Below are 18045 nucleotides of genomic sequence, written 5' to 3'. Positions count from 1 at the left end.
TCGATTAGCTCATTTTTTCCATAAGCCATATTTTGGCCATTTTAATATCGCGATGTAAGGTAGACTCTGAAATGTCAAATGCTATAGCAATTTCTTCTAATTCTCGCCCCCCAAAGTAACGTTGTTCGATAATTTGTGCTTTTCTTTCGTCGATTTTCGCTAACTCATCTAGCGCCTCATCAAAGTCGAGTAATTGCTCAAGGTTAAGTTGTTGTCCATCGACTTCACTATTAATTTCAACTTTAGACCAATCGCCGCCGCGCTTTTGCGTGAGCTTGGTTTTGGCATGATTAACCAAATAACGTCGCATCATGTTAGAGACTAACGCAAACAAGTGTTGGCGGTTATTCACATTGAGATTCTGATTGTTTAACTGAATATAAACTTCATTGACGATGGCTGTCGCTTGCAGCGTATGGCCTTGATTTTCTTTTTGCATATAAAAAGAGGCTAACCGATGTAGCTCTTGATAAATCAATTGGCTTAATTGCTCTTGAACTGCTTGATCGCCACTTTGCCATTGATTGAATAATTGAGTGACTTCTTTATTCATATACAAAAATAGAGTGATTACTGCGTTTTATCCTAATTTAATCGCCATGAAATGTCGAATAATTCAAAAATTTACCTGTTAATTCAATGCTTTACTGGTTTCTATCAATAAATATTTATAACTAATGACAGTTTTCCCGCTAGTTCTTGCTTTAAAGGGTAATAGGCAATTTTTATGGAAACCATATTTGAGGGACCTTTGGGGAGCAAATAAAGATGTATACCAACTTAAATAAAGTGTTATTAATTACAGTGCTAACAGCATTAATCTTGAATTTCTCGGTGGCGATTAATGCGGCGTCACGAGCCGATGTTGACATCGATGATGATGGGTGGATAGAGATCTATACCATTGAAGATTTAAATGCGATGCGTAATCACTTGGATGGCTCTGCATTTTCGGATGGCGCAGATAACGTTAACAATAGCACCGGTTGTCCCGTATCGGGTTGCAACGGCTATGAGTTGATGAATGATCTGGACTTTGATCCTTTTGATGCTTCTCAATGGTATTGGAATAACGGAGCAGGCTGGGTTCCTATAGGTGATTTCAATACTCCCTTCAATGCTACTTTTAATGGTAATGGCTTTGTTATTAATGCTTTATTAATCAATCGACCCACTGAAGACTATGTTGGCTTATTTGGTTCGACTAGTATTAATGCTCTTATTGTAAATATAGGTCTTACCAATATCTATGGAGTAATCGGTAATCAGGCAGTCGGTGGATTAGTCGGATATAACAATGGCTCTGTCAGTAGAAATTTTATTCGAATGCGAACAACCGCAAGCAGTCGTGTTGAGGGTGTAAACTTTGTTGGTGGATTAGTTGGTGTCGATTTAGGAGTTGTGGCAGCTTCCTACGCGGAAGGCCGAGTGCAATCAAGTAACATTGCTGGCGGCTTAATTGGTTTTGCGCAAGGCGCCGCATCAGTAAAGTTTAATCGAAATAACTGGGCGAATGTTGAAGTTTCGGGAGCCACTGCAGGCGGTTTAGTCGGCGAAACTTATGAAAAGTCTATTATTAATAGCCATGCATATGGTCAAGTCAATGGTTCTTCATCAGCTGGTGGTTTAGTCGGCAATTTCAATAACAATAGCGGCACTTTCACCATTACCAATAGTCACTGGGATACACAAACGACTCAACAGACTCAAGCTACTGGTAATAACTTTGTCGGAAGCAATACTTTTGGTTTAACGACTGCTGAAATGCAATGCCCTATTACAGCGGACGATACCGTTTGTAAAAGCGGTAGCACCATTTATCAATTATGGCTCGATACCATTTGGGACTTTGGTTCGAGTAAGCAATATCCGGTTTTAATCATCAATGGCGTATCGCAACGTGATTCCGACAACGACGGTATTTTGGATGTTGACGATACCGATGACGACAATGATGGCTACAGTGACGATGATGAAAATGCTAATGGTACGGATCCCGTGGATGCGGCCAGTACGCCGCCGGATAACGATGGCGACTTGATTTCTGATCTGAACGATGATGACGATGATAATGATGGAATTTCTGACTTAGTTGAAAATCAGTTAGGACTTGATCCCTTTAATTCCGATACTGATGGCGATGGTCAACTAGATGGCGCTGATTCTAATCCGAATGATGCTAATGCGACTGATGATGTGGATTTAGACGATGATGGTCTAATTGAGATTGATACCTTAGAAGATTTAGATGCCATGCGTTATGCCCTAGATGGTACTGGTTTACGCTATTCTCACATGAGCTCAGCCGACTCGCGAGGCTGTAATGGTGTTGCTGATGGTTCTACCCCTTGTAACGGCTATGAATTGATGAACGACTTGGATTTCGATACCAATAGCAATGGCGTTATGGGTAGCAGTGATGCTTATTGGAATGGCGGAAAAGGCTGGGATCCAGTAGGTACGACAGGGTTTGGAGCAGCAGTACCATTTTCAGCAACATTCGATGGCAATTATCACACGATTCGAAACTTATATATTGTTAGGACAACACAAGATTTTGTTGGTTTTTTTGGCGCGGTTAAAGGTGCTGTTATTCGAAACCTAGAATTATCGGGTTCTTTATCTCGAGTTACTGGTTCAACTAGAGTTGGAGGATTAGTCGGGCAAGCAACTGATAACACCCGTATCAGCAGAGTGAAAGTCAATAGCCAAGTAACTAGCATTTATTTCCAAGCTGGAGGAATTGTTGCTTCGGCTCTAGACCAATCTACGATAGAACAAGCTGTTTTTTTAGGAACAGTATCTGGCTCCACCTCCGTAGGAGGAATTGTCGCTAACGGCTATAATACAACTTTTTCCAATGTTTACTCCGCTGGAGAGGTAAAAGGTTCTGAAGCTGTTGGCGGAATTATGGGGAACCCCAGTGGTACTATTGCAAATACCTATAATAACAGTTATGTCCATGGAAAAGTTTCAGGCAATAGAGGAGCCGGCGCATTAATCGGAAATGGCAGTCCACCAATTGACCCTGAAAAGGTAAATTCCAGTTATTGGGATCAAGATACTTCGACCCAATCGAATTTAATTGCGGATGGCGGTAGTACTACTGTTGAAGCTACCAACAGTTTTGGTTTGACGACTGCTGAGATTCAGTGTCCTACGGCTCCTGATAACACCAGTTGTAAAGTGGGTTCTACGATATTTAAAGATTGGGATCCTACGATTTGGGATTTTGGAACTGATAAACAGTATCCGGTGTTAATCTTTAACGGAGTGCCACAGCGAGATACCGATGGCGATGGTATTTTAGATGTCAATGATGATGACGACGATAACGACGGTTTAACCGATAGCGAAGAAGCAACTTTAGGCACGGATCCTTTTGACTCAGATACGGATAATGATGGCTTGTCTGACTTTGATGAAGTCAATATCCATAATACCAATCCTTTAGAAGCGGATACGGACGGTGACAGCGTTAATGACGCGGAAGATCATAAACCCAACTTAGTTGGTGTGGTTGATGATGTGGATTTAGATGATGACGGTCTGATCGAAATTGATACCTTAGAAGATTTAGATGCGATTCGTTATGCGTTAGATGGTGCTGGTTTACGTTATGCCCACATGAGCGCTGAGGATTCGCGCGGTTGTAATGGCGTTGCTGATGGTTCTAGTCCTTGTACCGGCTATGAGCTAATGAATGACTTGGATTTCGATACCAATGGCGATGGTGTGATGAATGCCAATGATACTTATTGGAATGGCGGAGAAGGCTGGGAGCCAATAGGCATTTTCAGATTGTTTATGGCACAAGCAGAATTTACAGCGATTTTTGATGGCAATTATCAAACTATTCGAAACTTATATATTGCCCGAGCCAATGAAGATTATGTTGGATTTTTTAGAGCTTCTAGAGGCGCTGTCATTAGGAATTTAGAACTATCAGGTTCTTTGTCTCAAGTTGTAGGTGGATCTTATGTTGGAGGGGTAGTCGGAAGAGCACGCAATACAAGTATCGGCAGATTAAAAGTCAGTAGCCAAGTAAGTGGCAATTTTTCCAATATTGGAGGTATCGTTGGCATTATTTTTGACCGTTCGTTGATTAAGCAGGTGGTGTTTTCAGGACGAGTCTCCGGTAATGATTGGGTAGGAGGTATTGTCGGTGAGGGCTCTGAGATCGATTTTTCTAACGTTTATGCTGCTGGAGAGGTTTTTGGCCCTCAAAGGGTAGGCGGAATTATAGCGCTGGATCGGGGTGATAACTCCTATAACAATAGTTACGTCTATGGAAAAGTTATTGGAAATTTTACTACTGGGGCTTTAATTGGAGTAAACCAACAGGTTGCGAATGTAAATTCAAGTTATTGGGATCAAGAGGCCTCAACCCAATTACAGATGATGGGTAGAAATGAAGGTTTCTTTACCGGAACCAACAGTTTTGGTTTAACCACCGCCGAAATCCAGTGTCCGACTGCGCCTGATGATACAGCTTGTAAGCCCGGTTCCACTATCTTTAAAGACTGGGATCCGGCGATTTGGGATTTTGGAACTGATACTGAATATCCAACACTAATTTGGGCAAATGATCCGGACGGTGATGGGCGCGTTAATGGCGTGATTGATGCTTCAGGTGCGATTGAATTTGGTGACCAAGACGACGATAACGACGGTATTTTAGATATTCACGAAGATACTAACTTCAACAACATTGTCGATGCAGGTGAAACCGATCCAAGAAATGCGGATACCGATGGAGATGGGGTTGATGATGCTAATGATGCTTTCCCACTAGATCCTAATGAAACGACTGATACCGATGGCGATGGTACTGGCGATAATGCGGACACCGACGACGATAACGATACCTTCTCAGATGTTGATGAGGGTACTTGCGGTAGTGATCCGCTTGATGAGTTATCGTTACCAACGGATACCGATTCTGATGGTCTTTGTGATAACGGTGTTGATGATGACGATGATAATGATACCTACTTAGACATCAATGATGCTTTCCCATTGGATCCGGCAGAGTGGTTGGATACGGATTCGGACGGTATTGGAAATAACGCCGATACGGATGATGATGGTGATACCTTCTCGGATATAGACGAAAATATTTGTGGTTCCAACCCATTAAGCGCTGTTTCTGTTCCTGTTGACACGGATAGTGACGGTCTCTGTGATAACGGTGTTGATCTGGATGATGACAACGACAACTTTTTAGATACTAACGATGCTTTCCCATTGGACCCAGCGGAATGGTTGGATACAGATTCTGACGGAACCGGTAATAACGCCGATACAGATGATGATGGTGATAACTATTCGGATCTTGATGAAGGCGTATGTGGTTCTGATCCTTTAGACAACGGCTCAGTACCAACGGATACGGATGGTGATGGATTATGTGACAATGGAGTTGACGACGATGATGATAACGATGGAACGCCAGATGCCCTAGATGCTTTCCCATTCGATCCTACTGAGGACACCGATACTGATAATGATGGTATCGGTAATAACGCCGATACGGACGACGATAACGATACATTTACCGACGTGGATGAGGGCATTTGCGGCAGTGATCCACTTGATGCGTTATCTCTACCTACGGATACGGATTCTGATGGGCTGTGTGACAATGGCGTTGATGATGACGACGATAACGATACCTTCTTAGATAGCATTGATGCTTTCCCATTGGATCCAACTGAATGGTTAGATACGGATTCAGATGGCACTGGTAACAATGCCGATACCGACGACGATAACGATACTTTTACCGATTTGGACGAGGGCACTTGTGGTAGTGATCCATTAGATGCAGTTTCTCTTCCTACCGACACGGATGGTGACGGCTTATGTGATAATGGTATCGATGATGACGACGATAACGATACTTTCTCTGATGTGGATGAGGACACTTGTGGTACTGATCCGTTAGATGCAGCTTCTCTTCCTACCGATACGGATGGCGATGGCTTGTGTGATAATGGTGTGGATAATGATGACGACAACGATGGAACTTCTGACACAGATGACGACTTCCCGTTAGATAATACTCGTGACACAAGAGGAGGCGGTAGTTGGAATATTTTAGGGCTGCTGCTGTTGTTGTTCTTCGCTAGGGTAAGAAAAATAAGGAATTAAGTTATAAAAAAAGCGGACACTATGTCCGCTTTTTTATTTAACACTAATCTATCTGATTATTTGGCCGCTGCCACACGCTGGCGAGCTAATTCATCAGCGATAACGTTAGTCGGACGTTTTTCAGCATCAGACGCTTCAAATACTTCAGTTAGCGTGCCATAGATTTCGTCTACTTTCTCTAACGCTGCAGCTTGGTCGTAGTTCTCTTCGAATGATACGTTGATAATACCACCAGCATTGATCACATAATCAGGCGCATACAAGATGCCACGTTGCATTAAGATATCACCATGACGATCTTCTGCTAATTGGTTATTCGCCGCACCTGCAATAATTTTTGTATCAAGACGCTTTAAAGTGTTGTCATTGACCGTTGCGCCTAAAGCACATGGTGCGTAAATATCAACGCTTTGCTCGTAGATTTCATTGATACCTACGGCTGTAGCGCCTAAGTTATCAACCACACGATCAATGTTGTCTTGGTTAATATCGGTAACGATTAATTCAGCGCCTTCTTTACGCAAGTGTTCACATAGGTAATAACCAACGTGACCTAGGCCTTGTACAGAGATTTTTAAGCCATCTAAGTCATCACGACCTAGTTTATGCTTGGCTGCTGCTTTAATGCCTTTATAAACGCCGTAAGCAGTTACAGGAGAAGGGTCACCTGATTTACCTTCCAGTCCTAAAACGTGGTTGGTTTCTTTATTAACCACAGCCATATCTTTAGGGTTGATGCCCACGTCTTCAGCAGTAATGTATTTGCCGCTTAATTTATCAACGAAGCGTCCAAAAGCGCGGAATAGCTCTTCAGACTTCATGGTTTTAGAGTTACCAATGATGACTGATTTACCGCCGCCCATTTTCAGACCGGCCATAGCGTTTTTATAAGTCATACCGCGTGACAAACGCAAAGCATCAATCAAAGCGCCTTCGTCAGAGTTATAGTCCCACATGCGACAACCGCCAACAGCAGGGCCAAGGTTGGTATTGTGGATACAAATAATTGCTCTTAAACCAGAATCAACATCACGACAAAAAACCACTTGTTCGTGTGAGTCGTATGCTCTTAGGTTAAAAACTGCCATAAAATTCTCCTTATTCTAGAGATTAGTTTTTCTCGTCACTCTATATAAAATTGGACAACAAAATAATTAAAAAGGCCACTAAACTAATAACAGTTTATGTGGCCTGAAATAAGCTTAGCCTAGGTCGAAAGTAATGCCTTGGGCTAGAGTAGGGGTGTCGCCCCAGAAGATAGTGTTGGTTTGACGACGCATGTATGCTTTCCAAGCGTCTGAACCAGCTTCACGACCGCCGCCAGTTTCTTTTTCGCCGCCGAATGCACCGCCGATTTCAGCACCTGAAGTACCAATATTGACGTTTGCAATACCGCAGTCAGAACCTACAGAAGATAAGAACTTTTCTGCGTTTGGAACGTGGTTAGTGAAGATTGCAGATGAAAGACCTGCTTTTGAATGGTTTTGAATCGCGATAGCTTCTTCGATCGTATCGAAAGGCATCACGTATAAGATCGCAGCAAAAGTTTCTGACTGCACTACATCCCAATCGTTTTCTGCACGAATAATGGTTGGCTCGATGAAGTGACCTGGACCATCAATACGCTTACCACCGAATAGAATCTCGCCGCCAGCTTCTTTGGCTGCAGCAACGGAAGCTTCAAAGTTTTGAACTGCCTGCTCGTCAATTAATGGACCCATCAATGTCTCTGTATCTAACGGATTACCAATCTTAACTTGACCATAACCTTTAACAATAGCGTTAACCACTTCATCCATACGACTACGGTGAACGATTAAACGACGGGTAGTGGTACAACGTTGACCGCCAGTACCAACTGAGCCGAATACGATTGAAGGTACCGCTAAGTTCAAGTCAGCAGATTCGTCAACGATTAATGCGTTGTTACCTGAAAGTTCTAACAAGACTTTACCCATACGCTCAGCAACTTTAACGCCAACCATACGGCCAACTACGCTAGAACCTGTGAAAGACATTTTCTTAACGCGCTTATCTTCAATGAAAGTATTGGCTAATTTGTTTTCATCAGTGTCGATGAATAAACCGAAGATGCCTTTAAGGCCTTCAGCTTCTAAAACTTGGTTACAGATGTTTTGTACTGCAATGGCGCACAAAGGCGTTTTTGGAGAAGGTTTCCATACCGTAGTGTTACCACAAATAGCGGCGATGAATGCGTTCCAAGACCAAACCGCTACAGGGAAGTTAAACGCTGACATAACGCCAGTAATACCAAGAGGGTGCCACTGCTCGTACATACGGTGTTCTGGACGCTCAGAGTGCATGGTTTTACCATAAAGCATACGACCTTGACCGACGGCGAAATCGGCCATGTCGATCATCTCTTGAACTTCACCATCGCCTTCAGCTTTGATTTTGCCCATTTCAGCCGCGACTAAGCTACCTAATGCGTCTTTATGTTTTCTTAAAGCATCACCAATCTTACGAACTAACTCACCACGTAATGGTGCTGGAACTTTTTTCCACTCTGCGAATGCAGTTTCTGCTTCTGACATCACTTTTTCGTAGTCAGTGGCTGATGATGCATAAACCTTAGCGATTAATTCGCCAGTAGCAGGGTTATAAGATTCAATAACTCCAGCGTCTTGAGTGTCAGTGTAGCCTTCGCCCCAACTTGCTGATTGATTGATGTCTTGGATACCAAGTTCTTTTAAGAAATCCATAGGAAACCTCTAAAATTAAATAAAGTAGGGCAAATATTGATTAAAACCATCAGATTTGATAGCTATTTACCCGAAGTAATATGCGGCGCTACCTTACCACCAGAAGGGCATTTTCGCCAGTGAATTTTAACGGTTATGACTAAGAAATGAGCAGTTTTGAAGCTGGTCGGATAAGTGGTTTAGATAAGCTATTGAACAAGGGGGATTGGATTAGTAAAAGTAATTAAAAGGTCGAAATTATTATTCTTGATACGGTTTTGATTTAGTAAGATCTGACATAACTGCGAATTTATTAATGACCTTAACTTGTCCGTCAATTAAGGTTTCTCGCATTTTGTTTCGTATTTCTATATCCACTTCAGACCAATCTTGTTCAGTTTCGTACACGTCTAAACTAGGCCATTGAGCGTATGCAATATAGGTGTTTGTATCAGAGATATGAAGTCGCGAACCTAAGCTTCCGAAGTTCTTATAGATAATATCGGTGGTGAGTTGCCAGTACTTTAAGAATTTATTTTCTAAGCCTGGCTTCACGTTAAATTCAAGAACGACAATAAACAAGAGTAGGTTCTTCAGCAGTCATTTTAAGCAAATGGTTTTAGAACTCCCACCAGCAGGTTTGCCACCATTCTAAGAATTCTTCAAAATCGATATGACCGTCGTTGTTTTCATCGATAATTTCAAAGCCACGTTTGGCTTGTTCTTCTGTAGCATCTGGGCTTAAAACTTGGAGTAGCTTTTCAAACTCTTCAACGTCGATTTCGCCATTGCCATCGCGGTCAAAAAAGGTAAAGTTCTTGCGTACTTCGTTTAAGCTTTCTTCTGATAATGGTTTCATTGTTATTCTCTTAAATTTTGAATTCTTAACTTAAAGTGTTTTCATCTAAACGGTAACGTACACGACGTTCTTCTAGATAGTCAATGACTGTTTTGCAACAGTCGGCATGGCCGCCAATATGCTCAGGTGCAAATACGCCTTCTTTATCGAATTTATTCTTAAGGAGCAGTTGTGCAATGGCCGTAGCAGTAAAGCCAGTAGTGCGAGCCATAGAGGTTTCGTTTTTAACGACATCATACTCGTCATACAAATCGTAGATGTATTCTTTGGTCTTGCCACCTTCCTGCCCACGAATAGTGACTCGCATAACGGTAAATTCTTCTTCTTTAGGTTTTAGCTTCCATTCGTTAATTAAAACTTTAGAAGTGAACTCTAAAGGAGTGATTTCCATACCGTTAACTTGTACGGGCTCTTCACTAAAAAAACCACTGGCTTTTAAGGTTCTGATGGATTCAACATGACCAGGATAACGTAAAGTCTTTTCCTTCATATGAGGAATGTCTTTCATGGTAAACATTAAGCTTCGAAGTCCATCGGTATTAAACGCTTCTAAAGTACCTATTCGGTCAAACTCGACTAATTCTCTATCACTTAATGCTTCGCGAGTTACCATGCGTCCGTGTGAAATAAATCGAGCAGGGCGTGTGTATTCTTCAATGACATCAATTGGTGAAAAAGGCGCTTTATATTCAAACGGACGGCGGCGCGCTTTAGGCAAACCGCCTACCAAGCATTCAAAGGACTCGATTTCCATCCGAGTATTGTGAAAGCCTAATAATAGGTTATCCATACCTGGAGCAACGCCGCAATCGATAACGGCGGTAACATTGTTCTTTTTAGCTAAATAATCGAGCTCCAAACAGTTTTCTGGGGCAAAAGAAATGTCTACCACATCTTTGCCGGCTTCAATAATGTTTTTTAAAGTAACAAAGCCTAAATGACCTGGCACACCGCATACAACCAAATCAAAAGGCGCGATAGCATTTCGTAGCGCCTCTAAATCGGTAGAGTCTAATTCAAGGGTGTTGAGTTGCGGTTGACGCTTTTTTAAGGCGCTTAAAGTCAGCTTATTGATGTCCGCTACTGTAACATCATATTTTTCTGATAAGTCGCGAGCCATAACACTGCCGACCATCCCTGCACCTAAAACGATGATACTACTCATTCTGATTCCTTATTGGTTTTATTAATTTCTGATGTCTGTAAAGCTTGCTCAGCTTCTAGCGCGTCTTGCTGTTCGATAGTTGCCTGATATGGCGTGACTTTGATTAGTATACCCATTGTTGGGTGGTCAAAATAATTCAAAGCGTTAATTTTTATCTTCCGATTTTCTTCTAATAAAAAGTGACCAGCTAAAGGATCTGGTATCTGAACTTCAGAAAGGTCCTCTTCAGATTCTTCATTAGTGTTTTCAGAATCTAAACCTGAAGTTCCAGACGTATTATCATCATCTTCGGTAAAGTTTGTTGGAAGGGTAGCTCGAAAACCATTGATTTGGCTTTCAATTAATAACCCCTTATTGCGACTAAATCGAATCTTTCCAATGAAATCCAATAAGCCTTTTTGCTCAGGTTCATCAGATACAGAAAACGATAACCAAGCGACGTTTTCTTTGTTCTCTAATGGTTGACGCCAGCCCAAATGTAATAATGGGCGCATATTCGCACTCGCTCTTAAACGCTTAAAAACACCTTCTAGCCTTCTTTCTGAACGTTTTAAACTTTGATAACCTTCAGGCAAAGAAATGGGCTGATTTAAAGTGTAATTTTGACGGAAAACTAAATTTTCATCTTTGGCCAAATAGTTTAATTGTCCGTCTGCGTCTAAACGTTTAAAAAATACGAACTCCACATCAAAAACAGTTTGTGCTTTTGCACTATTGCTAAAAGTAAAGTTTGTGATTAATAAGCCACAAACCAGGGCTATTAATGTAATTATTCTTTTCATAGTATCGTTAGTACTCTTTTGGAACAGAAAGTTTAGCACGACCAATTAAAATAGGTAGTCTTGACTTTTCGAAATATTACCTCATGGTTTCTGATTTTATTCTGAAATTTTTTCGATCACCAAGCGGATAATTTTCAGCAAAGGTTCTAATTCTTCTTCTTCTGTGAGTATTTTTAACATCACATTATTTTCAAATCTATATAGAGCAGGATTCATTTGAATAAGGCGAATGAGTTTGGTTGGGTCAACTTGAGTATCTTGGGTAAAGGCAATCCGCACCCCTGATTTCACTAAGTCAATTTTAGAAATGCCTAGATTAGCAACGTCTAGAGTTAGTTGAGTAATAACGAATAAGTTTTTCAATGCATCGGGTAATAGACCAAAGCGGTCGATAAACTCTACTTGCAAGGCTTCTAATTGTTCTTGAGTTTTAGCACTGGCAATGCGTTTATATAGGGATAATCGCGTGGCTACATCGCCGACGTAATCATCTGGAATTAATGCGGCTACATCTAAATCAATTTCAGTTTTATGCTTCAAAGACTGCTGTAAGCTAGGCTCTTTGCCATCTTTTAATGCTTGCACCGCAGACTCAAGCATATCCATATAGAGGTTAAAGCCAACCGCTTGCATCTGCCCTGACTGTTCGTCTCCCAATAGTTCACCCGCCCCACGAATTTCTAAGTCGTGAGTGGCAAGAGTAAAGCCAGCACCCAAATCTTCCAGCTGTGAGATCGCATCAAGGCGTTTTTCTGCATCTCGACTAATTTTACGCTCAGCGGGAGTTAACAAATAAGCATAGGCTTGATGGTGAGAACGTCCCACACGTCCACGCAGTTGATGGAGTTGAGCTAAACCAAATTTATCGGCACGCTCGATAATCATTGTGTTGGCATTGGCGTTATCAATTCCAGTTTCGACAATAGTGGTAGAAACTAAAACATTAAAGCGCTGGTGGCTAAAATCGCGCATTACTTGCTCTAGCTGTGCTTCTCGCATTTGACCATGAGCAAATCGTACTCTTGCTTCGGGTAATAGTTCTTGTAATTCATTTGCCGCACGCTCGATAGATTCAACAGAGTTATGCAGAAAATAAACCTGACCTCCTCGTAATATTTCTCTTAAAATAGCTTCTCTGATCAAAGGTTTGTTATATTCCCGAACAAAAGTTTTCACCGATAAGCGTTTAGCTGGCGGCGTTGCAATAATCGACAAATCGCGCATGCCCGACATGGACATATTGAGAGTTCTCGGAATAGGAGTCGCTGTTAAGGTTAAAATATCAACTTCGCTACGATATTTTTTTAGTTGTTCTTTTTGTCGCACACCAAAACGATGTTCTTCATCGATAATCAGCAGGCCTAAGCGTTTAAATTCAATATCGCCTTGGATTAATTTATGGGTGCCTACAACGATATCAACGGTACCAGCTTTTAACCCCGCTAATGTTTGTTTAGTTTCTTTTCCTGTTGCAAAGCGAGATAGCTGGGCTATCTTGATTGGCCAGTCAGCAAACCTATCTGAGAAAGTTTCGAAGTGCTGCTGTGCCAGTAAGGTTGTTGGAACCAAAACTGCCACTTGTTTCCCAGCTTGCGCGGCAATATATGCCGCTCTTAAGGCAACTTCAGTTTTACCAAAGCCGACGTCACCGCAGACTAGGCGATCCATTGGTTGGTTCGAAGTCATATCGCGAATAATAGAGTTAATACTGGTGGTTTGATCGACGGTTTCTTCGAACCTAAACTCGGCTGAAAATCGATGATAATCCACTTCATCTAATTCATAGGAAATGCCTTCTTTGGCGGCTCGGCGAGCATAAACGTCGAGCAATTCTGCAGCAACATCGCGCGCTTTTTCTGCGGCTTTTTTCTTGGCTTTATCCCATGAATCGGTGCCTAATTTATGCCATGGCGCAAGCTCCGGGTTTGAACCTGAATAACGGCTAATTAAATGTAACGATTGAATAGGTAAGTAGAATTTGTCGCCACCAGAATATTCAAGCATTAAATATTCAGCTTCGATGTCACCAGAATCAAGCTTTATCATGCCACGGTAGCGACCTATACCTTGTTCATAGTGTACAACTGGATCGCCTTCTTTTAGCTCTGCAAGATTTCGAATGACATCTTCTGCTTGAGGACTTGCTTTATCTTCACGATTTCTTTTTTGTAGTACCTGTTCGCCGAATAATTCTTCTTCTGTGATCACGGCAATATTGCGGTATGCAAAGCCTTGATGTAAAGGTGCAACGCCAATAGCTACTTCATGATCGGCTAATGTCATTAGATCAGCTAGTACTTCTAAGGTAGTCACTTTTATATCGTGTCTTGCAAATAAGTCTTTCAGAGCTTCTCTACGGCCAGCTGATTCACTAGCAATGTAGGTTTTACCGGACCAATGACTTAAGAAACTACGTAATGCTTTTAATGGATCTTGTGCTTTATGCTCGATAGTTAAAGGAGGAATTGGTGCAGTTAAAAAATCACTATCCGATTGAGTTGGTTCAAAATGTATCCGTAGGCTAGTTTTTAATTTTTGATTCAGTTCTTCTATGGATAAGTAAAGTCGATTTGGCGCTAAAATAGGGCGTTCAACATCGTGTCGACGTTGTTCGTAACGCTCAGTAATTTCGTGCCAGAAGTTACTTAAATTAGCCCCGAAATCACTTAAGCTTAAGTAATAGGTTTGATCTGGTAAGTAATCAAAAAAAGTATTTAGTTCATCGAAAAATAGTGGCAAATAATATTCGATACCTGCCGGTGAAGCACCATTGGAAACTTCTTGATAGAGCCATACTTTTTGCAAGTCCACATCAAACTCGCTACGAAAACTTTGTCTGAATTGAGATATGGCATCATCATCTGTGGGAAACTCTTTAGCCGGTAATAATTCAAAGCTGGTGATTTTTTCATCGGAGAGTTGTGACTCAGGGTCAAAATAGCGAATAGAGTCAATTTCATCATCGAAAAAATCAATTCTTAAAGGCCTTTCCGAACCCATGGGATACAGATCTAAAATCGAGCCGCGGACTGCATACTCTCCATGGCTAAACACTTGGTTCACATTTTGGTAGCCAGCTTGTTCGAATAAAGAACGAACTTCATGCATATCCAGTGCTTGCCCGTTATGAAGCATTAGACTGTTTTGCTCGATATAGTCTTTGGGTGCGACTTTAAGTAACAAGCTATTAACCGTAATCAAAACGATCCCTTGTTTTAATCTTGGCAATTGATAGAGGCTTAATAGACGCTGTGAAACGATATCTTGATGCGGTGAAAAATTATCGTAAGGCAAAGTTTCCCAATCAGGAAATACCAGCAGGGGAATTTCAAGTGATTGAGATTCTAGAAAGTAGCCAATTTCTTTTTCCAGCAACCATAAATCATGCGCATCATCGAGCATAATCACCAAAGGTGAGTCTAACGAATCGGCTAGTTGACTGATTGCTAGTGCACGACTTGAACCACTTAATCCACGCCAGTAGTTGATATAGGGAGTTTTGGATTTGATCTCTGGAATGGGCAGAAGAAGTTCAGATATCATTTTCTAGGAATGTTTTGTGACTCTGTGTAATTTGCTGAAATTATAGCTTAGTTAGTATCGACATAATAGATGGAATAGTTTTAGTGGCTTGAATTGCAAGACAAAAAGCAATTTCGATGATTGCACTAATAAAGCTTTCTCGATATGGTTAGATTATCCACTAAGAACCAATTGAGCCGTTATGAATAAAGCCAACCCAGCGACCGATTCAATGATGTATTTCAAACATGCAGAACATTTTGCTATTAATAAAGCATTGTTTCTTGCAGCTTGGAAAGTTTGGTTTAAACGCTTTAAAAATAGTGATGGCGGTAACCATCAAATCGATTGGAAGTTTGGCAAAATGCCAATAGGCGCTAGTGACAACTCATTAAGTGATTTAATTCGAAATGAGCAGCGGTTCAGTATGGAAATGCTATGTAGAATGATGGTGCCTTGGTCTTTTCGAAATGATCAGCAAGTGGATGATGTGTTTTTACGTGATTACAAAGTGCTTTTTGAAATCAGTAGTTTAACCGATGAAAAAGGTCGTGAAGTTATGGCGGCTAATTTATCTGCAAGTGCTTTACAAATCTGGAATGCCATGAGCTTTGCTGAGCAAGATGATTATATGTCCTATGCAGAGTCGCGTGTTCAAGCTGATATAGAAGTGCGCTCAAAAGATCCTGTGGTGCTTGATGATCAAGGCATTGAGCTTATTGGCGAAGATACTTACCCGCCTTATGTGCCTGCAAAAGATGCTAAAGATATTGATTTCGTTCGTGCTATGGTTGATTGGATCCAGGATGCACCTTTTCAACCTTACTATTTAAAACAAGCCGCAGGAGATACCGTTTCTGGCTGGGATAATCGTTTATTGGCATTCTTTTGGCCGAAACCTCGTATTGGCTATTCTCTGCACCATGCCAACTTAAACCCACTGTATTATCGTGCTAATGAGTTAGCGAAGACATTAGATAAAGGTGAGGAGTGGGATCAAGAGTGGCGTGATATGGCAGTAAAAACTACCAACGAACTGTTTCAAATCAGTGGTACACCGCAAAAAGATGTGACTATTGAGAATGTTAAAGCTGTTATTAAAGCCGCGGTTGATGGAAACGAAAATGCTGCTGCAAAAATGAACTCTGGCTGGTCTTATTTAGCTGCCGTTTGTACTGACCACTTAAATGGCTTAGTGGGGCGCTTACCTATGGCAACCTGGAATAGTCGAATTGCAGCCAGTGTTATTTCACGCTTGGATTTTTTATTAGCAGAAGCAGGTGTAGAAGATCTGGCTGAGCGATTTGACGGAATTGGTACTATCCCAGGATGGGGTGGTACTCGTCCTAGACAATATAGTCTGGATTGGCCTAATGGTTATAGGAGCTGGAATACGCAAATAAAGGCCAGTCGATTAATAGGTCAGATGGCTTATATACTTAATAATGATGAACTTGAAGAGGGTAGTCGCAAATATCCTAAAATGCCTTTAGCAGCCGGCGGTACTGGTGATTGGACGGTGCGCGGAGTTCAGGGGGTGTTGTTTGGAGATGGTTATTAGTTTCAGGTACTAAGATAAGTTTCTAAGCGAGCCTTAAAAAGTTTCTGCATTTAAACGGCTGCTGATGTATTGCTGCATATCCAGACCTAAACTACCATCAGGTAAGGAGCCCGCAATCTTGTAGAGTTGGGCATTCTTATCTTTTTGCGCTTTTTGCAAGTCGATGATAAACGGCTTGCACATTTTGCCTTTGTTATCGTAAATCACTTCAACCTTAGGTGATAGTTTTGATTCGCATTCGGCCGAAACGACCATCGCTACCTCACCATTTGTCATTTTTACCAGCGAACCTGCTGGGTATATACCGACCATTTTGATAAAGGCTTTGGCAAGGTTTTTATCAAATTGAGTGTCGGCGTTTTCATAAATTTCTTTTAAAGCTAAACGTGGCGAAGTAGCTTTAAAGTGAGATATTTCATGAGTCATATCATCGTAACAATCAACAATAGAAACAATTCTTGTAAATAAAGATAAAGGTCTATTTCGTAGTTGATGTGGATAGCCTTTGCCATCCGGACGTTGATGGTGATTAAGAGCTACTTCTTTAATGACGGCTTCTAATTGGGTATCAGCATTTAAAAGCTCGAAGCCTAAACTGGTATGGCGCTCCATAACTCGTCTTTCGGCAATCGATAATTTTGATTGTTTGTTCACGATATCAGTAGGAATTCTGGTTTTACCGATATCATGCAGTAAAGCTGCTAAGCCCAACTGAATCAATTCTTTTCGATTCATACCAATATAATGACCTAAAGCTGTTGATAAAATGGCTACGCGTAGACTGTGGTTAGCCTCTGTTTTAGAAACATCTTGGATACGAGTTAACCAAAATAAAGCATTGGCATTAGAAAGAATGCTACTAATACACTTATTAACGATAATTTCTGTTTCGCGCAATTCTATTTTTCTGTGCTGACGAGCATTCGTAAAAATTTTTTCTAAATGCTCTCTCGCTTGCATGTATACGTTGTTGGCTCTTGCTAGCTCGTTATTCAACTCAGTTTTAGGTTGAAGACCGCGAATTTTCCGGGTAAAGGCTTTTTTGTTCTGCAAAGAAGGGGTGAAGTTTTGACTGGGCTTAATTTGGCCTGATGTAGTGCCTGTATAATCATGCTCAATATAAACAAACTTGCAGTGCTTTCTTAAAACTTCTATTTCAAAATCGCTAGTTATAACTAGACCTTGAAGGGGGAAAGGCAGATCTGTCCAAGGGCGATCTAAATTGACCACGCTCATACCTATTTCCAGGGATGCAACAGACACCTTAGTTGTTACTAACATTCGCCCCACCAATGATAACT

11 protein-coding genes are annotated in these 18045 nt (G+C 41.3%); 2 read left to right on the top strand and 9 right to left on the bottom strand.

What is annotated here, in order from left to right; genetic code table 11:
• Nucleotides 1-4 precede the first annotated feature (4 nt).
• Nucleotides 5-553 (bottom strand): ECF-type sigma factor, encoded by a 549-nt coding sequence (locus tag GJS41_RS02290; protein ID WP_154245716.1) that lies wholly within the window; start codon nt 551-553, stop codon nt 5-7.
• Between the two features lie 215 nt (nt 554-768).
• Here GJS41_RS02290 and GJS41_RS02285 point away from each other — a divergent pair, with 215 nt between their 5' ends.
• The gene (locus GJS41_RS02285) at nt 769-6153 is read left to right on the top strand and encodes a hypothetical protein (protein ID WP_154245715.1); all 5385 of its coding nucleotides are present in this window, start codon (nt 769-771) and stop codon (nt 6151-6153) included.
• Nucleotides 6154-6209: 56 nt separating this feature from the next.
• On the opposite strand, the gene GJS41_RS02280 is transcribed toward GJS41_RS02285, so the two are convergent.
• The 7 genes from GJS41_RS02280 to mfd all read right to left on the bottom strand — a co-directional run bounded on the left by GJS41_RS02280 (nt 6210) and on the right by mfd (nt 15204).
• Nucleotides 6210-7241 carry a Glu/Leu/Phe/Val dehydrogenase gene (locus GJS41_RS02280; protein WP_154245714.1) on the bottom strand — a complete coding sequence of 344 codons (1032 nt, stop codon included), beginning with the start codon at nt 7239-7241 and terminating at the stop codon, nt 6210-6212.
• Between the two features lie 114 nt (nt 7242-7355).
• The gene (locus GJS41_RS02275; protein ID WP_154245713.1) at nt 7356-8876 is read right to left on the bottom strand and encodes an aldehyde dehydrogenase family protein; all 1521 of its coding nucleotides are present in this window, start codon (nt 8874-8876) and stop codon (nt 7356-7358) included.
• Between the two features lie 240 nt (nt 8877-9116).
• Entirely contained in the window at nt 9117-9437 is a 321-nt protein-coding gene (locus tag GJS41_RS02270; RefSeq protein WP_154245712.1) for an antibiotic biosynthesis monooxygenase, read from the bottom strand.
• Between the two features lie 37 nt (nt 9438-9474).
• The gene (locus GJS41_RS02265; protein ID WP_154245711.1) at nt 9475-9714 is read right to left on the bottom strand and encodes an EF-hand domain-containing protein; all 240 of its coding nucleotides are present in this window, start codon (nt 9712-9714) and stop codon (nt 9475-9477) included.
• Nucleotides 9715-9739: 25 nt separating this feature from the next.
• On the bottom strand, nt 9740-10879 hold the full coding sequence (locus GJS41_RS02260; protein WP_154245710.1) for a saccharopine dehydrogenase family protein: 1140 nt from the start codon (nt 10877-10879) through the stop codon (nt 9740-9742).
• Nucleotides 10876-11661 (bottom strand): CsiV family protein, encoded by a 786-nt coding sequence (locus GJS41_RS02255; protein ID WP_154245709.1) that lies wholly within the window; start codon nt 11659-11661, stop codon nt 10876-10878. Before GJS41_RS02255 ends, GJS41_RS02260 begins: the two co-directional genes overlap by 4 nt.
• Nucleotides 11662-11757: 96 nt before the next feature.
• A complete protein-coding gene (mfd, locus tag GJS41_RS02250; RefSeq protein ID WP_154245708.1) occupies nt 11758-15204 on the bottom strand; it encodes a transcription-repair coupling factor in 3447 nt (1148 codons plus the stop codon).
• Between the two features lie 181 nt (nt 15205-15385).
• Between mfd and GJS41_RS02245 the strand changes: the two genes are divergently transcribed.
• On the top strand, nt 15386-16744 hold the full coding sequence (locus GJS41_RS02245) for a hypothetical protein (protein ID WP_227551231.1): 1359 nt from the start codon (nt 15386-15388) through the stop codon (nt 16742-16744).
• A gap of 33 nt (nt 16745-16777) precedes the next feature.
• Here GJS41_RS02245 and GJS41_RS02240 read toward each other — a convergent pair whose 3' ends face one another.
• Nucleotides 16778-18025, bottom strand: coding sequence for an HD-GYP domain-containing protein (locus tag GJS41_RS02240; protein WP_154245707.1), 1248 nt, complete (start codon nt 18023-18025; stop codon nt 16778-16780).
• Nucleotides 18026-18045: the final 20 nt, after the last annotated feature.

The organism is Kangiella sp. HZ709 (assembly GCF_009674675.1).
Classification (GTDB): Bacteria; Pseudomonadota; Gammaproteobacteria; order Enterobacterales; family Kangiellaceae; genus Kangiella.
Note: the sequence above shows the minus strand (reverse complement) of the source record. Positions and strands in the feature narration are given on the sequence as shown.

Excerpts from the sequence above, each read along its gene's own strand:
- GJS41_RS02290 (WP_154245716.1), bottom strand. The coding sequence starts at position 553 with ATGAATAAAGAAGTCACTCAATTATTCAATCAATGGCAAAGTGGCGAT.
- GJS41_RS02285 (WP_154245715.1), top strand. The coding sequence starts at position 769 with ATGTATACCAACTTAAATAAAGTGTTATTAATTACAGTGCTAACAGCA.
- GJS41_RS02280 (WP_154245714.1), bottom strand. The coding sequence starts at position 7,241 with ATGGCAGTTTTTAACCTAAGAGCATACGACTCACACGAACAAGTGGTT.
- GJS41_RS02275 (WP_154245713.1), bottom strand. The coding sequence starts at position 8,876 with ATGGATTTCTTAAAAGAACTTGGTATCCAAGACATCAATCAATCAGCA.
- GJS41_RS02265 (WP_154245711.1), bottom strand. The coding sequence starts at position 9,714 with ATGAAACCATTATCAGAAGAAAGCTTAAACGAAGTACGCAAGAACTTT.
- GJS41_RS02260 (WP_154245710.1), bottom strand. The coding sequence starts at position 10,879 with ATGAGTAGTATCATCGTTTTAGGTGCAGGGATGGTCGGCAGTGTTATG.
- GJS41_RS02255 (WP_154245709.1), bottom strand. The coding sequence starts at position 11,661 with ATGAAAAGAATAATTACATTAATAGCCCTGGTTTGTGGCTTATTAATC.
- mfd (WP_154245708.1), bottom strand. The coding sequence starts at position 15,204 with ATGATATCTGAACTTCTTCTGCCCATTCCAGAGATCAAATCCAAAACT.
- GJS41_RS02245 (WP_227551231.1), top strand. The coding sequence starts at position 15,386 with ATGAATAAAGCCAACCCAGCGACCGATTCAATGATGTATTTCAAACAT.
- GJS41_RS02240 (WP_154245707.1), bottom strand. The coding sequence starts at position 18,025 with ATGTTAGTAACAACTAAGGTGTCTGTTGCATCCCTGGAAATAGGTATG.